Origin of the sequence: Pseudomonas mediterranea CFBP 5447, from assembly GCF_000774145.1 — a bacterium.
Lineage (GTDB): Bacteria > Pseudomonadota > Gammaproteobacteria > Pseudomonadales > Pseudomonadaceae > Aquipseudomonas > Aquipseudomonas mediterranea.
Genome location: NZ_KN322986.1, coordinates 716902 through 732948, shown reverse-complemented (window position 1 = coordinate 732948; position 16047 = coordinate 716902). Strand labels below are relative to the sequence as shown.

Annotated in this window: 12 protein-coding genes and 4 tRNA genes; all 16 read left to right on the top strand. The window is 56.5% G+C overall.

All coding sequences use genetic code 11. From position 1 onward, the window contains the following. Positions 1–116: 116 nt before the first annotated feature. Complete coding sequence (birA, locus tag N005_RS20280; RefSeq protein ID WP_047702787.1) at positions 117–1073, top strand: bifunctional biotin--[acetyl-CoA-carboxylase] ligase/biotin operon repressor BirA; 957 nt, start codon at positions 117–119, stop codon at positions 1071–1073. Then, entirely contained in the window at positions 1063–1812 is a 750-nt protein-coding gene (locus N005_RS20275) for a pantothenate kinase (protein ID WP_047702786.1), read from the top strand. Before birA ends, N005_RS20275 begins: the two co-directional genes overlap by 11 nt. Positions 1813–1819: 7 nt before the next feature. After that, positions 1820–2263 carry a hypothetical protein gene (locus tag N005_RS20270; RefSeq protein ID WP_047702785.1) on the top strand — a complete coding sequence of 148 codons (444 nt, stop codon included), beginning with the start codon at positions 1820–1822 and terminating at the stop codon, positions 2261–2263. A gap of 142 nt (positions 2264–2405) precedes the next feature. After that, positions 2406–2490 (top strand) — tRNA-Tyr (locus N005_RS20265). A gap of 25 nt (positions 2491–2515) precedes the next feature. Further along, positions 2516–2589 (top strand) — tRNA-Gly (locus tag N005_RS20260). 26 nt (positions 2590–2615) lie between these two features. Continuing rightward, positions 2616–2691 (top strand) — tRNA-Thr (locus tag N005_RS20255). A gap of 84 nt (positions 2692–2775) precedes the next feature. Next, positions 2776–3969, top strand: a complete 1194-nt coding sequence (gene tuf / locus N005_RS20250) for an elongation factor Tu (protein WP_047702780.1) — start codon at positions 2776–2778, stop codon at positions 3967–3969. Positions 3970–4022: 53 nt separating this feature from the next. Then, positions 4023–4098, top strand: a tRNA-Trp gene (locus tag N005_RS20245). A 45-nt stretch (positions 4099–4143) separates the two neighbouring features. Beyond that, on the top strand, positions 4144–4512 hold the full coding sequence (secE, locus tag N005_RS20240; RefSeq protein ID WP_039594676.1) for a preprotein translocase subunit SecE: 369 nt from the start codon (positions 4144–4146) through the stop codon (positions 4510–4512). A 9-nt stretch (positions 4513–4521) separates the two neighbouring features. Next, complete coding sequence (gene nusG / locus N005_RS20235; RefSeq protein ID WP_010443972.1) at positions 4522–5055, top strand: transcription termination/antitermination protein NusG; 534 nt, start codon at positions 4522–4524, stop codon at positions 5053–5055. A 117-nt stretch (positions 5056–5172) separates the two neighbouring features. Beyond that, positions 5173–5604: a 50S ribosomal protein L11 gene (rplK, locus tag N005_RS20230; protein WP_003176435.1), complete on the top strand. Its 432-nt coding sequence runs from the start codon at positions 5173–5175 to the stop codon at positions 5602–5604. Next, the gene (rplA, locus tag N005_RS20225) at positions 5604–6299 is read left to right on the top strand and encodes a 50S ribosomal protein L1 (protein ID WP_003186095.1); all 696 of its coding nucleotides are present in this window, start codon (positions 5604–5606) and stop codon (positions 6297–6299) included. Before rplK ends, rplA begins: the two co-directional genes overlap by 1 nt. A 198-nt stretch (positions 6300–6497) precedes the next feature. Further along, positions 6498–6998: a 50S ribosomal protein L10 gene (rplJ, locus tag N005_RS20220; RefSeq protein WP_024776458.1), complete on the top strand. Its 501-nt coding sequence runs from the start codon at positions 6498–6500 to the stop codon at positions 6996–6998. 79 nt (positions 6999–7077) lie between these two features. Beyond that, a complete protein-coding gene (gene rplL / locus N005_RS20215) occupies positions 7078–7443 on the top strand; it encodes a 50S ribosomal protein L7/L12 (protein WP_047702784.1) in 366 nt (121 codons plus the stop codon). 219 nt (positions 7444–7662) lie between these two features. Beyond that, positions 7663–11736: a DNA-directed RNA polymerase subunit beta gene (gene rpoB, locus N005_RS20210; RefSeq protein WP_047702783.1), complete on the top strand. Its 4074-nt coding sequence runs from the start codon at positions 7663–7665 to the stop codon at positions 11734–11736. Between the two features lie 64 nt (positions 11737–11800). Beyond that, positions 11801–16000: a DNA-directed RNA polymerase subunit beta' gene (rpoC, locus tag N005_RS20205; RefSeq protein ID WP_047702782.1), complete on the top strand. Its 4200-nt coding sequence runs from the start codon at positions 11801–11803 to the stop codon at positions 15998–16000. Positions 16001–16047: the final 47 nt, after the last annotated feature.

Below are 16047 nucleotides of genomic sequence, written 5' to 3'. Positions count from 1 at the left end.
ATCTGCTGATGCAGGTAGGGGTTTTGTTTTGCCCGCGGGAAAGGTTCCTTTGTGTTTCTATGCAAGTGTCTTGCGCATGGCTATGATGCGGGCCTCATTGTCAGGGCGCAGTTCGCATGCTCACGTTGCTAAAACTTCTGAGGGATGGTCGCTTTCATTCAGGGCAGGCGCTAGGCGCCGCGCTGGGTGTCAGTCGTAGTGCTGTATGGAAGCAATTGCAGCACTTGGAGGCAGAGCTGGGCCTATCCGTCCATAAAGTCAGAGGTCGGGGGTATCAATTGGCCAGGCCGCTATTGCTTTTAGATGCGGTCGAGATTGATGCAAAAGAACCTTGCGAATGGCCTGTTCATATATTCGACTCCATCGACTCCACCAATGCTGAAGCGTTGCGCTTCATAGAGCGCGGGGTGACGGCGCCGTTCCTGATTTTGGCTGAGCGGCAGACGGCTGGTCGCGGTCGTCGCGGTCGAAAGTGGGTCAGCCCTTTTGCGGAAAATCTCTATTACAGTCTCGTACTGCGGATTGATGGCGGTATGCGACAAATAGAAGGGCTGAGTCTCGTCGTAGGGTTGGCTGTCTTGCACACTCTGCATGATATGGGGATTCAGCAGGCAGGTTTGAAATGGCCTAACGATGTACTGGTCGGTGATAGAAAGATTGCAGGGATATTGCTTGAGTTGGTAGGGGATCCGGCTGATGTCTGTCACGTTGTCCTGGGGGTTGGGGTCAATGTAAATATGCAGTCCAGCGATGAGGTTGACCAACAATGGACATCCATGAGTCTCGTGGCTGGTAGAAGTTTTGATCGGAATGAGCTGGTGGCGCGATTGGGGGCAAATCTCCGGCGATTCCTGAAGCTCCACCAGGCCTCGGGATTTACTGCAATACAGCCAGAATGGGAGCGGCATCATTTGTGGCAGGGTCGGGCCGTGTCATTGATTGCAGGTGTCAATCAAATTGATGGCGTTGTGCTGGGTATCGATTACCAGGGAGCGCTGCGTTTGAAGGTGGATGGCGTGGAAAGGAATTTTAGCGGTGGTGAGCTCAGTTTGAGGTTGCGTGATGATTCTTGAGCTCGATTGTGGCAACAGCTTTATCAAATGGCGTGTACTTCGCATCGACGCTATTACGCCTGTCGATGGAGGCGTGGTCAGTTCCGATAGCGATCTGTTGGCTTGTTTGAACGACGCTGGAAAATTTCAGCTCAAAAAATGCCGTCTTGTCAGCGTGCGCACCCAGGAAGAAACCGAATCGCTGGTGACTGCGCTGGTGGATGCGTTCGGAGTGTCCGTGGCGAGGGCTGTGCCGACCCGTGAAATGGCTGGCGTGCGAAACGGCTACGAGGATTACGAGCGCCTGGGCTTGGATCGATGGCTGGCTTTGCTTGGAGGGTTTCATCTGGCCTCGGGTGCTTGCCTGGTGCTCGATTTTGGCACTGCTGTTACAGCCGATTTCGTGGCCGTAGACGGTGGGCACCTCGGAGGCTTCATTTGCCCGGGCATGCCCTTGATGCGTAACCAGTTGCGCACCCATACCCGACGGATTCGCTATGACGACATGGCGGCCGAGCGGGCCCATGAGAGTCTTGCTCCTGGGCGGGCGACTGTCGAGGCCGTGGAGCGCGGCTGCATGCTGATGCTCAGAGGGTTTGTCCTGACTCAGCTTGAGATGGCACGGCAGTATTGGGGTGAGGATTTCGTTGTGTTTCTAACGGGAGGGGACGCTAATCTGGTTTCCGGTGTTGTCCCTGGCGCCAGGGTGGTACCTGACCTGGTTTTTGTCGGTTTGGCGATGGCCTGTCCTTTGTCTTGAGGTTTCTATGCGGTGGCTGTTCCTGTTGTTGCTGGTTTTGAACGCTTTTTATTACGTCTGGCATCAACAGGAAGCTCCGCTTCGTGCCAAGGACGTCACCCCTCTGAGTTTGTACCGCGGCTCGCAACAGGACATTCATCTCCTGAGCGAGACCGCGGACGCGCTTGTCAGGCGGGATTCAGGGAAGCCCGGTGAGGCACAAAAGACCTGTATTCATCTGGGTGGCTTCGCTCGTTCGGAAATAAACAGGCAGCTGGAGCAGAAGCTGGCAGCGTTGGGGGTTGTATCTCGTGCCACCGCTGCCGGTTCGCTTGAGACTGGATTTTGGGTGCAGGTTTCGCCAGAAAGTGCCGGGAAGGTGAATGAAACCTTCATTCAAAACCTTTCTAAAGAATTCAATGAGTTAAAACATAAAATAATGCCTTGTGAGGGGGTTGCACCCGCAGGGTAGTTTGCATAGAATGGCGCCCGCTTCGCAGCGAAGACCTTTAACGGTCAACGATGCGAAGCGTCGTCAATGCAGCTAACCTCAGGTTTTTAATGAGAAAATGCTTGACAGAAGGCTGGCATGATATAGAATGCCGGCTCGCTTAGGAGGGGTTCCCGAGCGGCCAAAGGGATCAGACTGTAAATCTGACGTCTACGACTTCGAAGGTTCGAATCCTTCCCCCTCCACCAGTTTCTAGCGTGAGCTGCAGGCTCCGCGGGTATAGTTTAGTGGTAGAACCTCAGCCTTCCAAGCTGATGATGCGGGTTCGATTCCCGCTACCCGCTCCAAGTTTGCAGGTTGTGCAAAGTGTTTCGCTCTTGTAGCTCAGTTGGTAGAGCACACCCTTGGTAAGGGTGAGGTCAGCGGTTCAAATCCGCTCAAGAGCTCCATATAACAAGGCAGATATGAAAATATCTGCCTTTGTTTTAATGGCTTGTGTGACTTGCTAAATTCTTCTCCTAGGGGTGATTTCGATGGCTAAGGAAAAGTTCGAACGTAATAAGCCGCACGTCAACGTCGGTACCATCGGTCACGTCGACCACGGTAAAACCACTTTGACCGCTGCTCTGACCCGTGTCTGCTCCGAAGTTTTCGGTTCGGCCAAGGTTGACTTCGACAAGATCGACAGCGCCCCGGAAGAAAAAGCTCGCGGTATCACCATCAACACCGCTCACGTTGAATACGATTCGGCCGTGCGTCACTACGCACACGTTGACTGCCCAGGTCACGCCGACTACGTAAAAAACATGATCACCGGTGCTGCCCAGATGGATGGCGCGATCCTGGTTTGCTCGGCCGCCGATGGTCCGATGCCACAAACCCGTGAGCACATCCTGCTGTCCCGTCAGGTAGGCGTTCCGTACATCGTTGTCTTCCTGAACAAGGCTGACATGGTTGACGACGCTGAGCTGCTGGAACTGGTTGAGATGGAAGTGCGCGACCTGCTGAGCACTTACGACTTCCCAGGTGATGACACTCCAATCATCATCGGTTCGGCTCTGATGGCTCTGAACGGCCAGGACGACAACGAAATGGGCACCAGCGCTGTGAAGAAGCTGGTAGAAACTCTGGACAGCTACATCCCAGAGCCAGAGCGTGCTATCGACAAGCCGTTCCTGATGCCAATCGAAGACGTATTCTCGATCTCCGGTCGCGGTACTGTTGTGACTGGTCGTGTTGAGCGTGGCATCGTCCGCATCCAGGAAGAAGTTGAGATCGTCGGTCTGCGCGACACTCAGAAAACTACCTGCACCGGCGTTGAAATGTTCCGCAAGCTGCTCGACGAAGGTCGTGCTGGCGAGAACTGCGGCGTACTGCTGCGCGGCACCAAGCGTGACGACGTTGAGCGTGGCCAGGTTCTGGTCAAGCCAGGCACCGTCAAGCCACACACCAAGTTCGTTGCAGAAGTTTACGTTCTGAGCAAGGAAGAAGGCGGTCGTCATACTCCGTTCTTCAAAGGCTACCGTCCACAGTTCTACTTCCGTACAACTGACGTGACTGGTAACTGCGAGCTGCCAGACGGCGTTGAAATGGTAATGCCAGGTGACAACATCCAGATGACTGTCACTCTGATCAAGACCATCGCAATGGAAGACGGTCTGCGCTTCGCTATCCGTGAAGGCGGTCGTACCGTCGGCGCTGGCGTCGTAGCAAAAGTCATCGAGTAAACAGTTGTAATGTCTTTTTCGGGCCGGCATAATGGTCGGCCTGATTTTGTTTTAGGTCAGTAGCTCAATTGGCAGAGCGACGGTCTCCAAAACCGTAGGTTGGGGGTTCGATTCCCTCCTGACCTGCCAGATTCACTCAGTGTGTCTGGCTTTCTTTTCACAGGATCTTCATAGATGACTCCTAAAGCTGAAGCTCAAGGCTCTCGCTTCGATCTGCTCAAGTGGCTAGTGGTAGTCGCTTTGGTGGCTGTTGGCGTTGTTGGCAATCAGTATTTTTCTGCTTCGCCGATCCTGTACCGCGTACTCGCATTGCTTGCTATCGCTGCTGTTGCTGCCTTTGTAGGTCTGCAGACAGCCAAGGGCAAGTCGTTCTTTGTACTCGCCAAGGAAGCCCGCACCGAGATTCGTAAAGTCGTATGGCCGACTCGCCAGGAAACCACGCAGACCACGTTGATCGTTGTGGCTGTCGTTCTGGTTATGGCGTTGCTGTTGTGGGGGCTTGATTCCCTGCTCGGTTGGCTTGTTTCCTTGATTGTTGGCTAAGGGTGTCCCGTGGCTAAGCGTTGGTACGTTGTGCATGCTTACTCGGGTTACGAGAAGCATGTTATGCGCTCGCTGATAGAGCGTGTGAAGCTGGCTGGCATGGAAGATGGCTTTGGCGAGATTCTGGTTCCCACTGAAGAAGTGGTTGAGATGCGTAATGGCCAGAAGCGCAAAAGTGAACGCAAGTTCTTCCCAGGCTATGTGCTGGTACAGATGGATATGAACGAAGGGACTTGGCACTTGGTCAAGGATACCCCTCGGGTGATGGGCTTCATCGGCGGTACTGCCGACAAGCCGGCACCAATCACGGACAAAGAAGCAGAAGCGATTCTGCGTCGCGTCGCTGATGGTAGCGACAAGCCGAAGCCGAAGACACTGTTTGAGCCAGGTGAGGTGGTACGAGTCACCGATGGTCCATTCGCTGATTTCAACGGCACGGTTGAAGAAGTTAACTACGAGAAGAGCCGGATTCAGGTCGCAGTGCTCATTTTCGGTCGCTCTACTCCGGTAGAGCTCGAGTTCAGTCAGGTCGAAAAGGTCTGATCGAACAGGCATCCCAACCCCGCAGCCCAAGGCTGTGGGGTTTTGTCGTCACTGGGATAAACGCGCAAGTAACCGGGGAGCCTTTCGAGGCGTTCGAACCCGTAATTGGAGTGCCTCATGGCCAAGAAGATTACCGCTTACATCAAGCTGCAAGTGAAGGCCGCTCAGGCTAACCCAAGCCCACCCGTTGGTCCTGCTCTGGGTCAGCACGGCGTGAACATCATGGAATTCTGCAAGGCTTTCAACGCCCGTACCCAGGGTCTTGAACCAGGTCTGCCGACTCCAGTGATCATCACTGTCTACAGCGACCGTAGCTTCACTTTCGAAACAAAGAGCACCCCTGCTTCGGTTCTGCTGAAGAAGGCTGCAGGTTTGACCAGCGGTTCCGCTCGTCCAAACACCGTTAAGGTTGGCACCGTTACCCGTGCTCAGCTGGAAGAAATCGCGAAAACCAAAAACGCGGATCTGACTGCAGCTGATATGGATGCAGCCGTGCGTACTATCGCCGGTTCTGCTCGTAGCATGGGCCTTAACGTGGAGGGTGTGTAATGGCTAAGCTGACCAAGCGTCAAAAGGCTATCGCCGGCAAAATCGAAGCAGGCAAGGCCTACAACTTTGTAGACGCCGCCGCCCTGCTGGCCGAGCTGTCGACTGTCAAGTTCAGCGAGTCGTTCGACGTTGCTGTAAACCTGGGTGTAGACCCACGTAAATCCGACCAGGTCGTTCGTAGCGCTACCGTGCTGCCACACGGCACTGGCAAGACTGTCCGTGTTGCTGTTTTCACCCAGGGCCCAGCAGCTGAAGCTGCTCTGGCTGCTGGCGCTGATCGCGTAGGCATGGACGATCTGGCTGCTGAAATGAAAGGCGGCGACCTGAACTATGACGTAGTGATCGCATCCCCTGATGCCATGCGCGTTGTAGGTCAACTGGGTCAGATCCTCGGTCCACGTGGTCTGATGCCTAACCCGAAAGTCGGCACCGTAACCCCAGACGTAGCTACCGCAGTCAAGAACGCGAAGGCTGGTCAGGTTCGTTATCGCACCGACAAGAACGGCATCATCCACACTTCCGTTGGCAAGATCGGTTTCGATGCCGTCAAGCTGAAGGAAAACGTTGAAGCCCTGATCGCTGACCTGAAGCGTATCAAGCCTGCTTCCTCGAAAGGTATCTACGTCAAGCGCGTTACCCTGAGCACCACCATGGGCCCAGGTCTGGTCATCGACCAGAGTTCGCTCGACGCGTAAGACACAGATTGGCGCAAGCAATTGCGCCAATTGAAAAATTGGGGTCCCTGCCTGGCGGGGGCTATCCAAGACCGTAGGCGACGCAAGTCTTAAACCACAAGCCTACGCAGATGGTGCTCCCGGTTCCTTACCGAATCAGACACCAAAACGACATTCGGTTTCGATCGAATGAAACGGTAACAAGCAGGAGTTAAACCCGTGGCAATTAAACTCGAAGACAAGAAGGCCATCGTCGCTGAAGTCAACGAGGCTGCCAAAGTCGCTCTGTCCGCTGTCGTGGCTGATGCCCGTGGCGTAACAGTAGGCGCTATGACCGGACTCCGTAAAGAGGCCCGCGAAGCTGGTGTTTATGTACGTGTCGTACGTAACACCCTGCTGAAGCGCGCTGTTGAAGGCACTCAATATGACGTGCTCAACGACGCGTTCGTCGGCCCGACCCTGATTGCATTCTCGAAAGAACATCCGGGCGCTGCTGCCCGTATCTTCAAAGAGTTCGCAAAGGGTCAGGACAAGTTCGAGATCAAGGCAGCTGCGTTCGAGGGCAAGTTCCTCGCAGCTAACCAAATCGACGTACTGGCAACTCTGCCGACCCGTGACGAAGCAATTTCTCAGCTGATGAGCGTGATTCAAGGCGCTACCAGCAAGTTGGCTCGTACTCTGGCGGCAATTCGCGATCAGAAAGAAGCCGCTGCAGCCTGAGGCTGAGTGTTTCCTCTCTCGCGTATTTTTGTTTATTTCGATGGCCGTGCCGGCTATCCCCCAATTCAGGAATTGAGTCATGTCTCTGACTAACGAACAAATCATCGAAGCAATCGGCGAAAAATCCGTAATGGAAATCGTTGAGCTGATCAAGGCAATGGAAGAGAAGTTCGGCGTTACCGCCGCTGCTGCTACCGTTGCTGCTGCTGGTCCAGCTGCTGTCGTTGAAGAGCAAACCGAGTTCAACGTTGTTCTGGCCGCCGCTGGCGACAAGAAAGTCAACGTGATCAAGGCTGTTCGCGAACTGACCGGTCTGGGTCTGAAAGAAGCCAAGGAGAAGGTTGATACCGCTCCTCAGGTTATCGCTGAAGGCGTTTCCAAAGAAGCTGCTGAAGACGCGAAGAAGAAGCTGGAAGAAGCAGGCGCTACCGTCGAAGTTAAGTAACTTCGACCTTGCGTCTCCAGCCCGAGCGTCAAGCGAAAGGCTGATGGCTGGTGGCTCTTGCCACCGGCCTTTTTCCGTTATTGGCAGCCGATTGGGTCGGTGCCGGTAACGAGCTGTAACCACCCGAGGCGGTGGCGCAAACCATGGGGTTTGCACGATTTTCTGGCTGCTCCCGTCGGGGGGAGCCAAACAAGCAGGTGACCAAGCTGGGGAACGCTGATGGCTTACTCATATACTGAGAAAAAACGTATCCGCAAGGACTTTAGCAAGTTGCCGGACGTCATGGATGTGCCGTACCTCCTGGCCATCCAGCTGGATTCGTATCGTGAATTCTTGCAAGCGGGAGCGACTAAAGATCAGTTCCGCGACGTGGGCCTGCATGCGGCCTTCAAATCCGTTTTCCCGATCATCAGCTACTCCGGCAATGCTGCGCTGGAGTACGTCGGTTATCGCCTGGGCGAACCGGCATTTGATGTCAAAGAATGCGTATTGCGCGGTGTAACTTACGCCGTACCTTTGCGGGTAAAAGTGCGCCTGATCATTTTCGACAAAGAATCGTCGAACAAAGCGATCAAGGACATCAAAGAGCAAGAAGTCTACATGGGTGAAATCCCCCTGATGACTGAGAACGGTACCTTCGTAATCAACGGTACCGAGCGTGTAATCGTTTCCCAGCTGCACCGTTCTCCAGGCGTGTTCTTCGACCACGACCGTGGCAAGACGCACAGCTCCGGCAAGCTGCTCTACTCCGCGCGCATCATTCCTTACCGCGGTTCCTGGTTGGACTTCGAGTTCGACCCGAAAGACTGCGTATTCGTGCGTATCGACCGTCGTCGCAAGCTGCCTGCATCGGTGCTGCTGCGTGCGCTCGGCTACACCACGGAAGAAGTACTGGACGCGTTCTACACCACCAACGTCTTCCATGTGCAGGGTGAAAACCTCAGCCTGGAACTGGTGCCTCAGCGCCTGCGCGGTGAGATCGCGGTCCTCGATATCCAGGACGACAAAGGCAAGGTTATTGTCGAGCAGGGTCGTCGTATCACTGCCCGTCACATCAACCAGCTGGAAAAGGCCGGGATCAAAGAGCTGCAGGTGCCTATGGACTACGTCCTCGGTCGCACCACTGCCAAGGCCATCGTGCACCCGGCAACCGGAGAAATCCTCGCAGAGTGCAACACCGAGCTGAGCACCGAGATCCTGGCGAAAATCGTCAAGGCCCAGGTCGTTCGTATCGAAACTCTGTACACCAACGATATCGACTGCGGTCCGTTCATCTCCGATACGTTGAAGATCGACTCCACCGGCAACCAACTGGAAGCCCTGGTCGAGATCTATCGCATGATGCGTCCTGGCGAGCCACCAACCAAGGATGCCGCCGAAACCCTGTTCAACAACCTGTTCTTCAGCCCTGAGCGCTATGACCTGTCTGCGGTCGGCCGGATGAAGTTCAACCGTCGTATCGGTCGTACCGAGATCGAAGGTTCGGGCGTGCTGAACAAGGACGATATCGTCGCAGTGCTCAAGACCCTGGTCGACATCCGTAACGGCAAGGGCATCGTCGATGACATCGACCACCTGGGTAACCGTCGTGTCCGCTGCGTAGGCGAAATGGCCGAGAACCAGTTCCGTGTAGGCCTGGTGCGTGTAGAGCGCGCGGTCAAGGAACGTCTGTCGATGGCTGAAAGCGAAGGCCTGATGCCGCAAGACCTGATCAACGCCAAGCCGGTTGCGGCGGCGGTGAAAGAGTTCTTCGGTTCCAGCCAGCTGTCCCAGTTCATGGACCAGAACAACCCGCTGTCCGAGATCACCCACAAGCGTCGTGTCTCCGCACTCGGCCCAGGTGGTCTGACCCGTGAGCGTGCAGGCTTCGAAGTTCGTGACGTACACCCGACCCACTATGGTCGCGTCTGCCCGATCGAAACGCCGGAAGGTCCGAACATCGGTCTGATCAACTCCCTGGCCGCCTATGCGCGCACCAACCAGTACGGCTTCCTCGAAAGCCCGTACCGTGTGGTGAAAGACGCCCTGGTCACCGACGAGATCGTGTTCCTGTCCGCCATCGAAGAGGCCGATCACGTGATCGCCCAGGCTTCGGCCACGATGAACGACAAGAAAGTCCTGATCGACGAACTGGTAGCTGTTCGTCACCTGAACGAGTTCACCGTCAAGGCGCCGGAAGACGTCACCCTGATGGACGTATCGCCGAAGCAGGTTGTTTCGGTCGCAGCGTCGCTGATCCCGTTCCTCGAGCACGACGACGCCAACCGTGCGTTGATGGGTTCGAACATGCAGCGTCAGGCTGTACCGACTCTGCGTGCCGACAAGCCGCTGGTAGGTACCGGCATGGAGCGTAACGTTGCCCGTGACTCCGGCGTTTGCGTCGTGGCTCGTCGTGGTGGCGTGATCGATTCCGTCGATGCCAGCCGTATCGTGGTTCGTGTTGCCGATGACGAAGTTGAGCCGGGCGAAGCCGGTGTCGACATCTACAACCTGACCAAATACACCCGCTCGAACCAGAACACCTGCATCAACCAGCGTCCGCTGGTGAGCAAGGGTGACCGGGTCCAGCGTAGCGACATCATGGCTGACGGCCCGTCCACCGACATGGGTGAACTGGCACTGGGCCAGAACATGCGCATCGCGTTCATGGCGTGGAACGGCTTCAACTTCGAAGACTCCATCTGCCTGTCCGAGCGTGTGGTTCAGGAAGATCGCTTCACCACGATCCACATCCAGGAACTGACCTGTGTGGCTCGTGACACCAAGCTCGGCCCAGAGGAAATCACTGCGGACATCCCGAACGTGGGTGAGGCTGCGCTGAACAAGCTGGACGAAGCCGGTATCGTTTATGTAGGTGCCGAAGTAGGCGCCGGCGACATCCTGGTCGGCAAGGTCACCCCGAAAGGCGAGACCCAGCTGACTCCGGAAGAAAAACTGCTGCGTGCCATCTTCGGTGAGAAGGCCAGCGACGTTAAGGACACCTCCCTGCGTGTGCCTACCGGCACCAAGGGTACTGTCATCGACGTACAGGTCTTCACTCGCGACGGCGTCGAGCGTGATGCACGTGCACTGTCCATCGAGAAGACTCAGCTCGACGAGATCCGCAAGGACCTGAACGAAGAGTTCCGTATCGTTGAAGGCGCAACTTTCGAGCGTCTGCGCGCAGCGCTGGTTGGCCACAAGGCCGAAGGCGGCGCCGGCCTGAAGAAAGGTCAGGAAATCACCGACGAAGTTCTCGACGGTCTCGAGCATGGCCAGTGGTTCAAACTGCGCATGGCTGAGGACGCGTTGAACGAGCAGCTCGAGAAGGCTCAGGCTTATATCGTCGATCGCCGTCGCCTGCTGGATGACAAGTTCGAAGACAAGAAGCGCAAGCTGCAGCAGGGCGACGACCTGGCACCGGGCGTACTGAAGATCGTCAAGGTCTACCTGGCAATCCGCCGTCGCATCCAGCCGGGTGACAAGATGGCCGGTCGTCACGGTAACAAGGGTGTGGTCTCCGTGATCATGCCGGTTGAAGACATGCCGCACGATGCCAACGGTACTCCGGTGGACGTCGTTCTCAACCCGCTGGGCGTACCTTCGCGTATGAACGTCGGTCAGATCCTTGAAACCCACCTGGGCCTCGCGGCCAAGGGCCTGGGCGAGAAGATCAACCGTATGCTCGAAGAGCAGCGCAAGGTCGCTGACCTGCGCAAGTTCCTGCACGAGATCTATAACGAGATCGGTGGTCGTAACGAAGAGCTCGACAGCTTCTCCGACCAGGAAATCCTGGATCTGGCGAAGAACCTCAAGGGCGGCGTTCCAATGGCCACTCCGGTGTTCGACGGTGCCAAGGAAGTTGAAATCAAGGCCATGCTGAAACTGGCGGACCTGCCAGAAAGCGGCCAGATGCAACTGTTCGATGGTCGTACCGGCAACAAGTTCGAGCGTCCGGTTACCGTTGGCTACATGTACATGCTGAAGCTGAACCACTTGGTGGACGACAAGATGCACGCTCGTTCTACCGGTTCTTACAGCCTGGTTACCCAGCAGCCGCTGGGTGGTAAGGCACAGTTCGGTGGTCAGCGTTTCGGGGAGATGGAGGTCTGGGCACTGGAAGCGTACGGTGCTGCATACACTCTGCAAGAAATGCTCACAGTGAAGTCGGACGATGTGAACGGTCGGACCAAGATGTACAAGAACATCGTGGACGGCGATCACCGTATGGAGCCGGGCATGCCCGAGTCCTTCAACGTGTTGATCAAGGAAATTCGTTCCCTCGGCATCGATATCGATCTGGAAACCGAATAACACGTGACGCGAATCGAGAGCGGGGCTGTCTTGCCCGCTCTCTGCTCCGCCAGGAGGAAAGGCCTTGAAAGACCTACTGAATTTGCTGAAAAACCAGGGTCAAGTCGAAGAGTTCGACGCCATCCGTATCGGATTGGCCTCGCCTGAGATGATCCGTTCGTGGTCGTTCGGTGAAGTTAAAAAGCCGGAAACCATCAACTACCGTACGTTCAAACCTGAGCGTGACGGCCTGTTCTGCGCCAAGATCTTTGGCCCGGTAAAGGATTACGAGTGCCTGTGCGGTAAGTACAAGCGCTTGAAGCATCGTGGTGTGATCTGCGAGAAGTGCGGCGTTGAAGTTGCACTGGCAAAAGTTCGTCGTGAGCGCATGGCGCACATCGAGCTGGCGTCCCCGGTTGCCCACATCTGGTTCCTGAAATCGCTGCCGTCCCGTATCGGCCTGCTGATGGACATGACCCTGCGTGATATCGAGCGCGTTCTCTATTTCGAGAGCTACGTCGTTATCGATCCAGGCATGACCACCCTTGAAAAAGGTCAGCTGCTGAATGACGAGCAGTACTTCGAAGCGCTGGAAGAGTTCGGCGACGATTTCGATGCCCGCATGGGTGCCGAAGCTGTCCGCGAGCTGCTGCACGCTATCGACCTGGAGCACGAGATTGGCCGTCTGCGTGAAGAAATTCCGCAAACCAACTCCGAAACCAAGATCAAGAAGCTGTCCAAGCGTCTGAAGTTGATGGAGGCCTTCCAGGGCTCCGGCAACCTGCCAGAGTGGATGGTGCTGACCGTTCTGCCGGTTCTGCCGCCAGACCTGCGTCCACTGGTTCCGCTCGATGGCGGTCGTTTCGCAACTTCCGACCTTAACGATCTGTATCGTCGGGTGATCAACCGTAACAACCGCTTGAAGCGTCTGCTCGACCTGTCCGCTCCGGACATCATCGTGCGCAACGAAAAGCGTATGTTGCAGGAAGCGGTCGACGCATTGCTCGACAACGGTCGTCGTGGCCGCGCTATCACCGGTTCCAACAAGCGTCCTCTGAAATCCCTGGCTGACATGATCAAGGGTAAGCAGGGTCGTTTCCGTCAGAACTTGCTCGGTAAGCGCGTTGACTACTCGGGTCGTTCGGTAATTACCGTAGGTCCGACCCTGCGTCTGCACCAGTGCGGTCTGCCTAAGAAGATGGCTCTGGAGCTGTTCAAGCCGTTCATTTTCGGCAAGCTGGAAATGCGTGGTCTGGCGACCACCATCAAGGCTGCGAAGAAGATGGTCGAGCGTGAGTTGCCAGAGGTCTGGGACGTTCTCGCCGAAGTGATTCGCGAACACCCGGTACTGCTCAACCGTGCACCGACCCTTCACCGTCTGGGTATCCAGGCGTTTGAACCGGTCCTGATCGAAGGTAAGGCTATCCAGCTGCACCCGCTGGTCTGTGCTGCGTACAACGCCGACTTCGACGGCGACCAGATGGCCGTGCACGTACCGCTGACGCTGGAAGCCCAGCTCGAAGCGCGCGCGTTGATGATGTCCACCAACAACATCCTGTCGCCAGCCAACGGTGAGCCAATCATCGTTCCGTCGCAGGACGTTGTATTGGGTCTGTACTACATGACTCGTGAAGCGATCAACGCCAAGGGCGAAGGTCGTGTGTTCGCGGATCTGCAGGAAGTTGACCGTGTGTTCCGTGCCGGCGAAGCCGCACTGCACGCCAAGGTCAAGGTTCGGATCAACGAAACCGTGAACGATCGTGACGGCAACAGCGTGACCAACACCCGTATCGTCGACACTACCGTTGGCCGTGCGCTGTTGTTCCAGGTGGTGCCGAAGGGTCTGTCCTTCGACGTCGTCAACCTGCCGATGAAGAAAAAGGCGATCTCCAAGCTGATCAACCAGTGCTATCGCGTGGTAGGTCTGAAAGAGACCGTGATCTTCGCCGACCAGTTGATGTACACAGGTTTTGCCTATTCGACCATCTCCGGTGTTTCCATCGGCGTTAACGACTTCGTTATCCCGGATGAAAAAGCCCGCATCATCGGTACTGCTACCGAAGAAGTGAAAGAGATCGAAAGTCAGTACGCCTCCGGCCTGGTCACCCAGGGCGAGAAGTACAACAAGGTTATCGACCTCTGGTCCAAGGCGAACGATGAAGTCTCCAAGGCGATGATGGCCAACCTCTCGAAAGAGAAGGTCATCGACCGTCACGGCGAGGAAGTCGACCAGGAATCCTTCAACTCGATGTACATGATGGCCGACTCGGGCGCACGGGGTTCTGCTGCGCAGATCCGTCAGCTCGCCGGTATGCGTGGCCTGATGGCCAAGCCGGACGGCTCCATCATCGAGACCCCGATTACAGCGAACTTCCGTGAAGGTCTGAGCGTACTCCAGTACTTCATCTCCACGCACGGTGCTCGTAAGGGTCTTGCGGATACCGCGTTGAAAACGGCGAACTCCGGTTACCTGACGCGTCGTCTGGTAGACGTGGCGCAAGACCTGGTCGTGACCGAGATCGACTGCGGCACCGAACACGGCCTGGTCATGACTCCGCACATCGAAGGCGGCGACGTGGTCGAGCCGCTGGGTGAGCGCGTATTGGGTCGTGTCATCGCCCGTGACGTATTCAAGCCGGGTACCGAGGACGTCATCGTTCCTGCTGGCACCCTGGTAGACGAGAAGTGGGTAGAGTTCATCGAGCTGAACAGCATCGATGAAGTGATCGTGCGTTCGCCGATCAGCTGCGAAACCCGCTACGGCATTTGCGCCAAGTGCTACGGCCGTGACCTCGCTCGTGGTCACCAGGTGAACATCGGTGAATCGGTCGGCGTTATCGCGGCCCAGTCCATCGGTGAGCCGGGTACCCAGCTGACCATGCGTACGTTCCACATCGGTGGTGCGGCAAGCCGGACCTCCGCGGCCGACAGCGTTCAGGTGAAAAATGGCGGTACTGTCCGCCTGCACAACCTGAAACACGTTGAGCGCGTGGACGGTCACCTGGTGGCTGTATCCCGTTCCGGTGAGCTGGCGATCGCGGACGACTTCGGTCGTGAGCGCGAGCGTTACAAGCTGCCTTACGGTGCCGTGATTTCGGTGAAGGAAGGTGACAAGGTCGAAGCTGGCGCAATCGTGGCCAAGTGGGATCCGCACACTCACCCGATCGTCACCGAAATGAAAGGTACCGTGACCTACGTAGGCATGGAAGAAGGCATCACGATCAAGCGTCAGACCGACGAATTGACCGGTATGACCAACATCGAAGTGCTCGATCCGAAAGATCGTCCAGCTGCCGGCAAGGACATCCGTCCAGCCGTGAAGATGGTCGACGACAACGGCAAGGACCTGTTGCTGCCAGGCACTGACGTAATCGCTCAGTACTTCCTGCCAGCCAACGCCCTGGTCGGTGTGGCGGACGGCGCGCGGATCGCGATCGGTGACGTTATCGCTCGTATCCCGCAAGAAACTTCGAAGACTCGTGACATCACCGGTGGTCTGCCGCGTGTTGCCGACTTGTTCGAAGCCCGTCGTCCGAAGGAAGCCTCGATCCTGGCTGAAGTCAGCGGCACCATCGCGTTCGGTAAGGAGACCAAGGGCAAGCGCCGTCTGGTCATCACTCCGAACGACGGTAGCGATCCGTACGAAGAGCTGATTCCGAAGTGGCGCCACCTGAACGTCTTCGAAGGCGAACAGGTAAACCGCGGCGAAGTTATCTCCGACGGCCCGAGCGATCCACACGACATCCTGCGTCTGCTGGGTGTGAGTGCGCTGGCCAAGTACATCGTGAACGAGATCCAGGACGTTTACCGTCTGCAAGGCGTGAAAATCAACGACAAGCACATCGAGACCATCCTGCGTCAGATGCTGCGTAAAGTTGAGATCTCCGAGTCCGGCGACTCCAGCTTCATCAAGGGCGACCAGATGGAACTGACGCACGTACTGGTAGAGAACGAGCGCCTGGCTGCGGAAGACAAGTTCGTCGCCAAGTTCACCCGCGTCCTGCTGGGTATCACCAAGGCGTCGTTGTCCACCGAATCGTTCATCTCGGCGGCTTCCTTCCAGGAAACCACTCGCGTACTGACCGAAGCGGCGGTAACCGGCAAGCGCGATTACCTGCGCGGCCTGAAAGAAAACGTGGTCGTGGGTCGTCTGATCCCGGCCGGTACCGGTTTGGCCTATCACAGCGAGCGCAAGCGTCGCCGTGATGCAGACAAGCCGTTGCGCGTAAGCGCCAGTGAAGTGGAAGCTGCACTGACCGAAGCGCTGAACTCGAGTGGTAACTGAGTTCTGCGGTAATTAAGCGCCTGGCCCTGGTCGCCTCATTCGCTGGA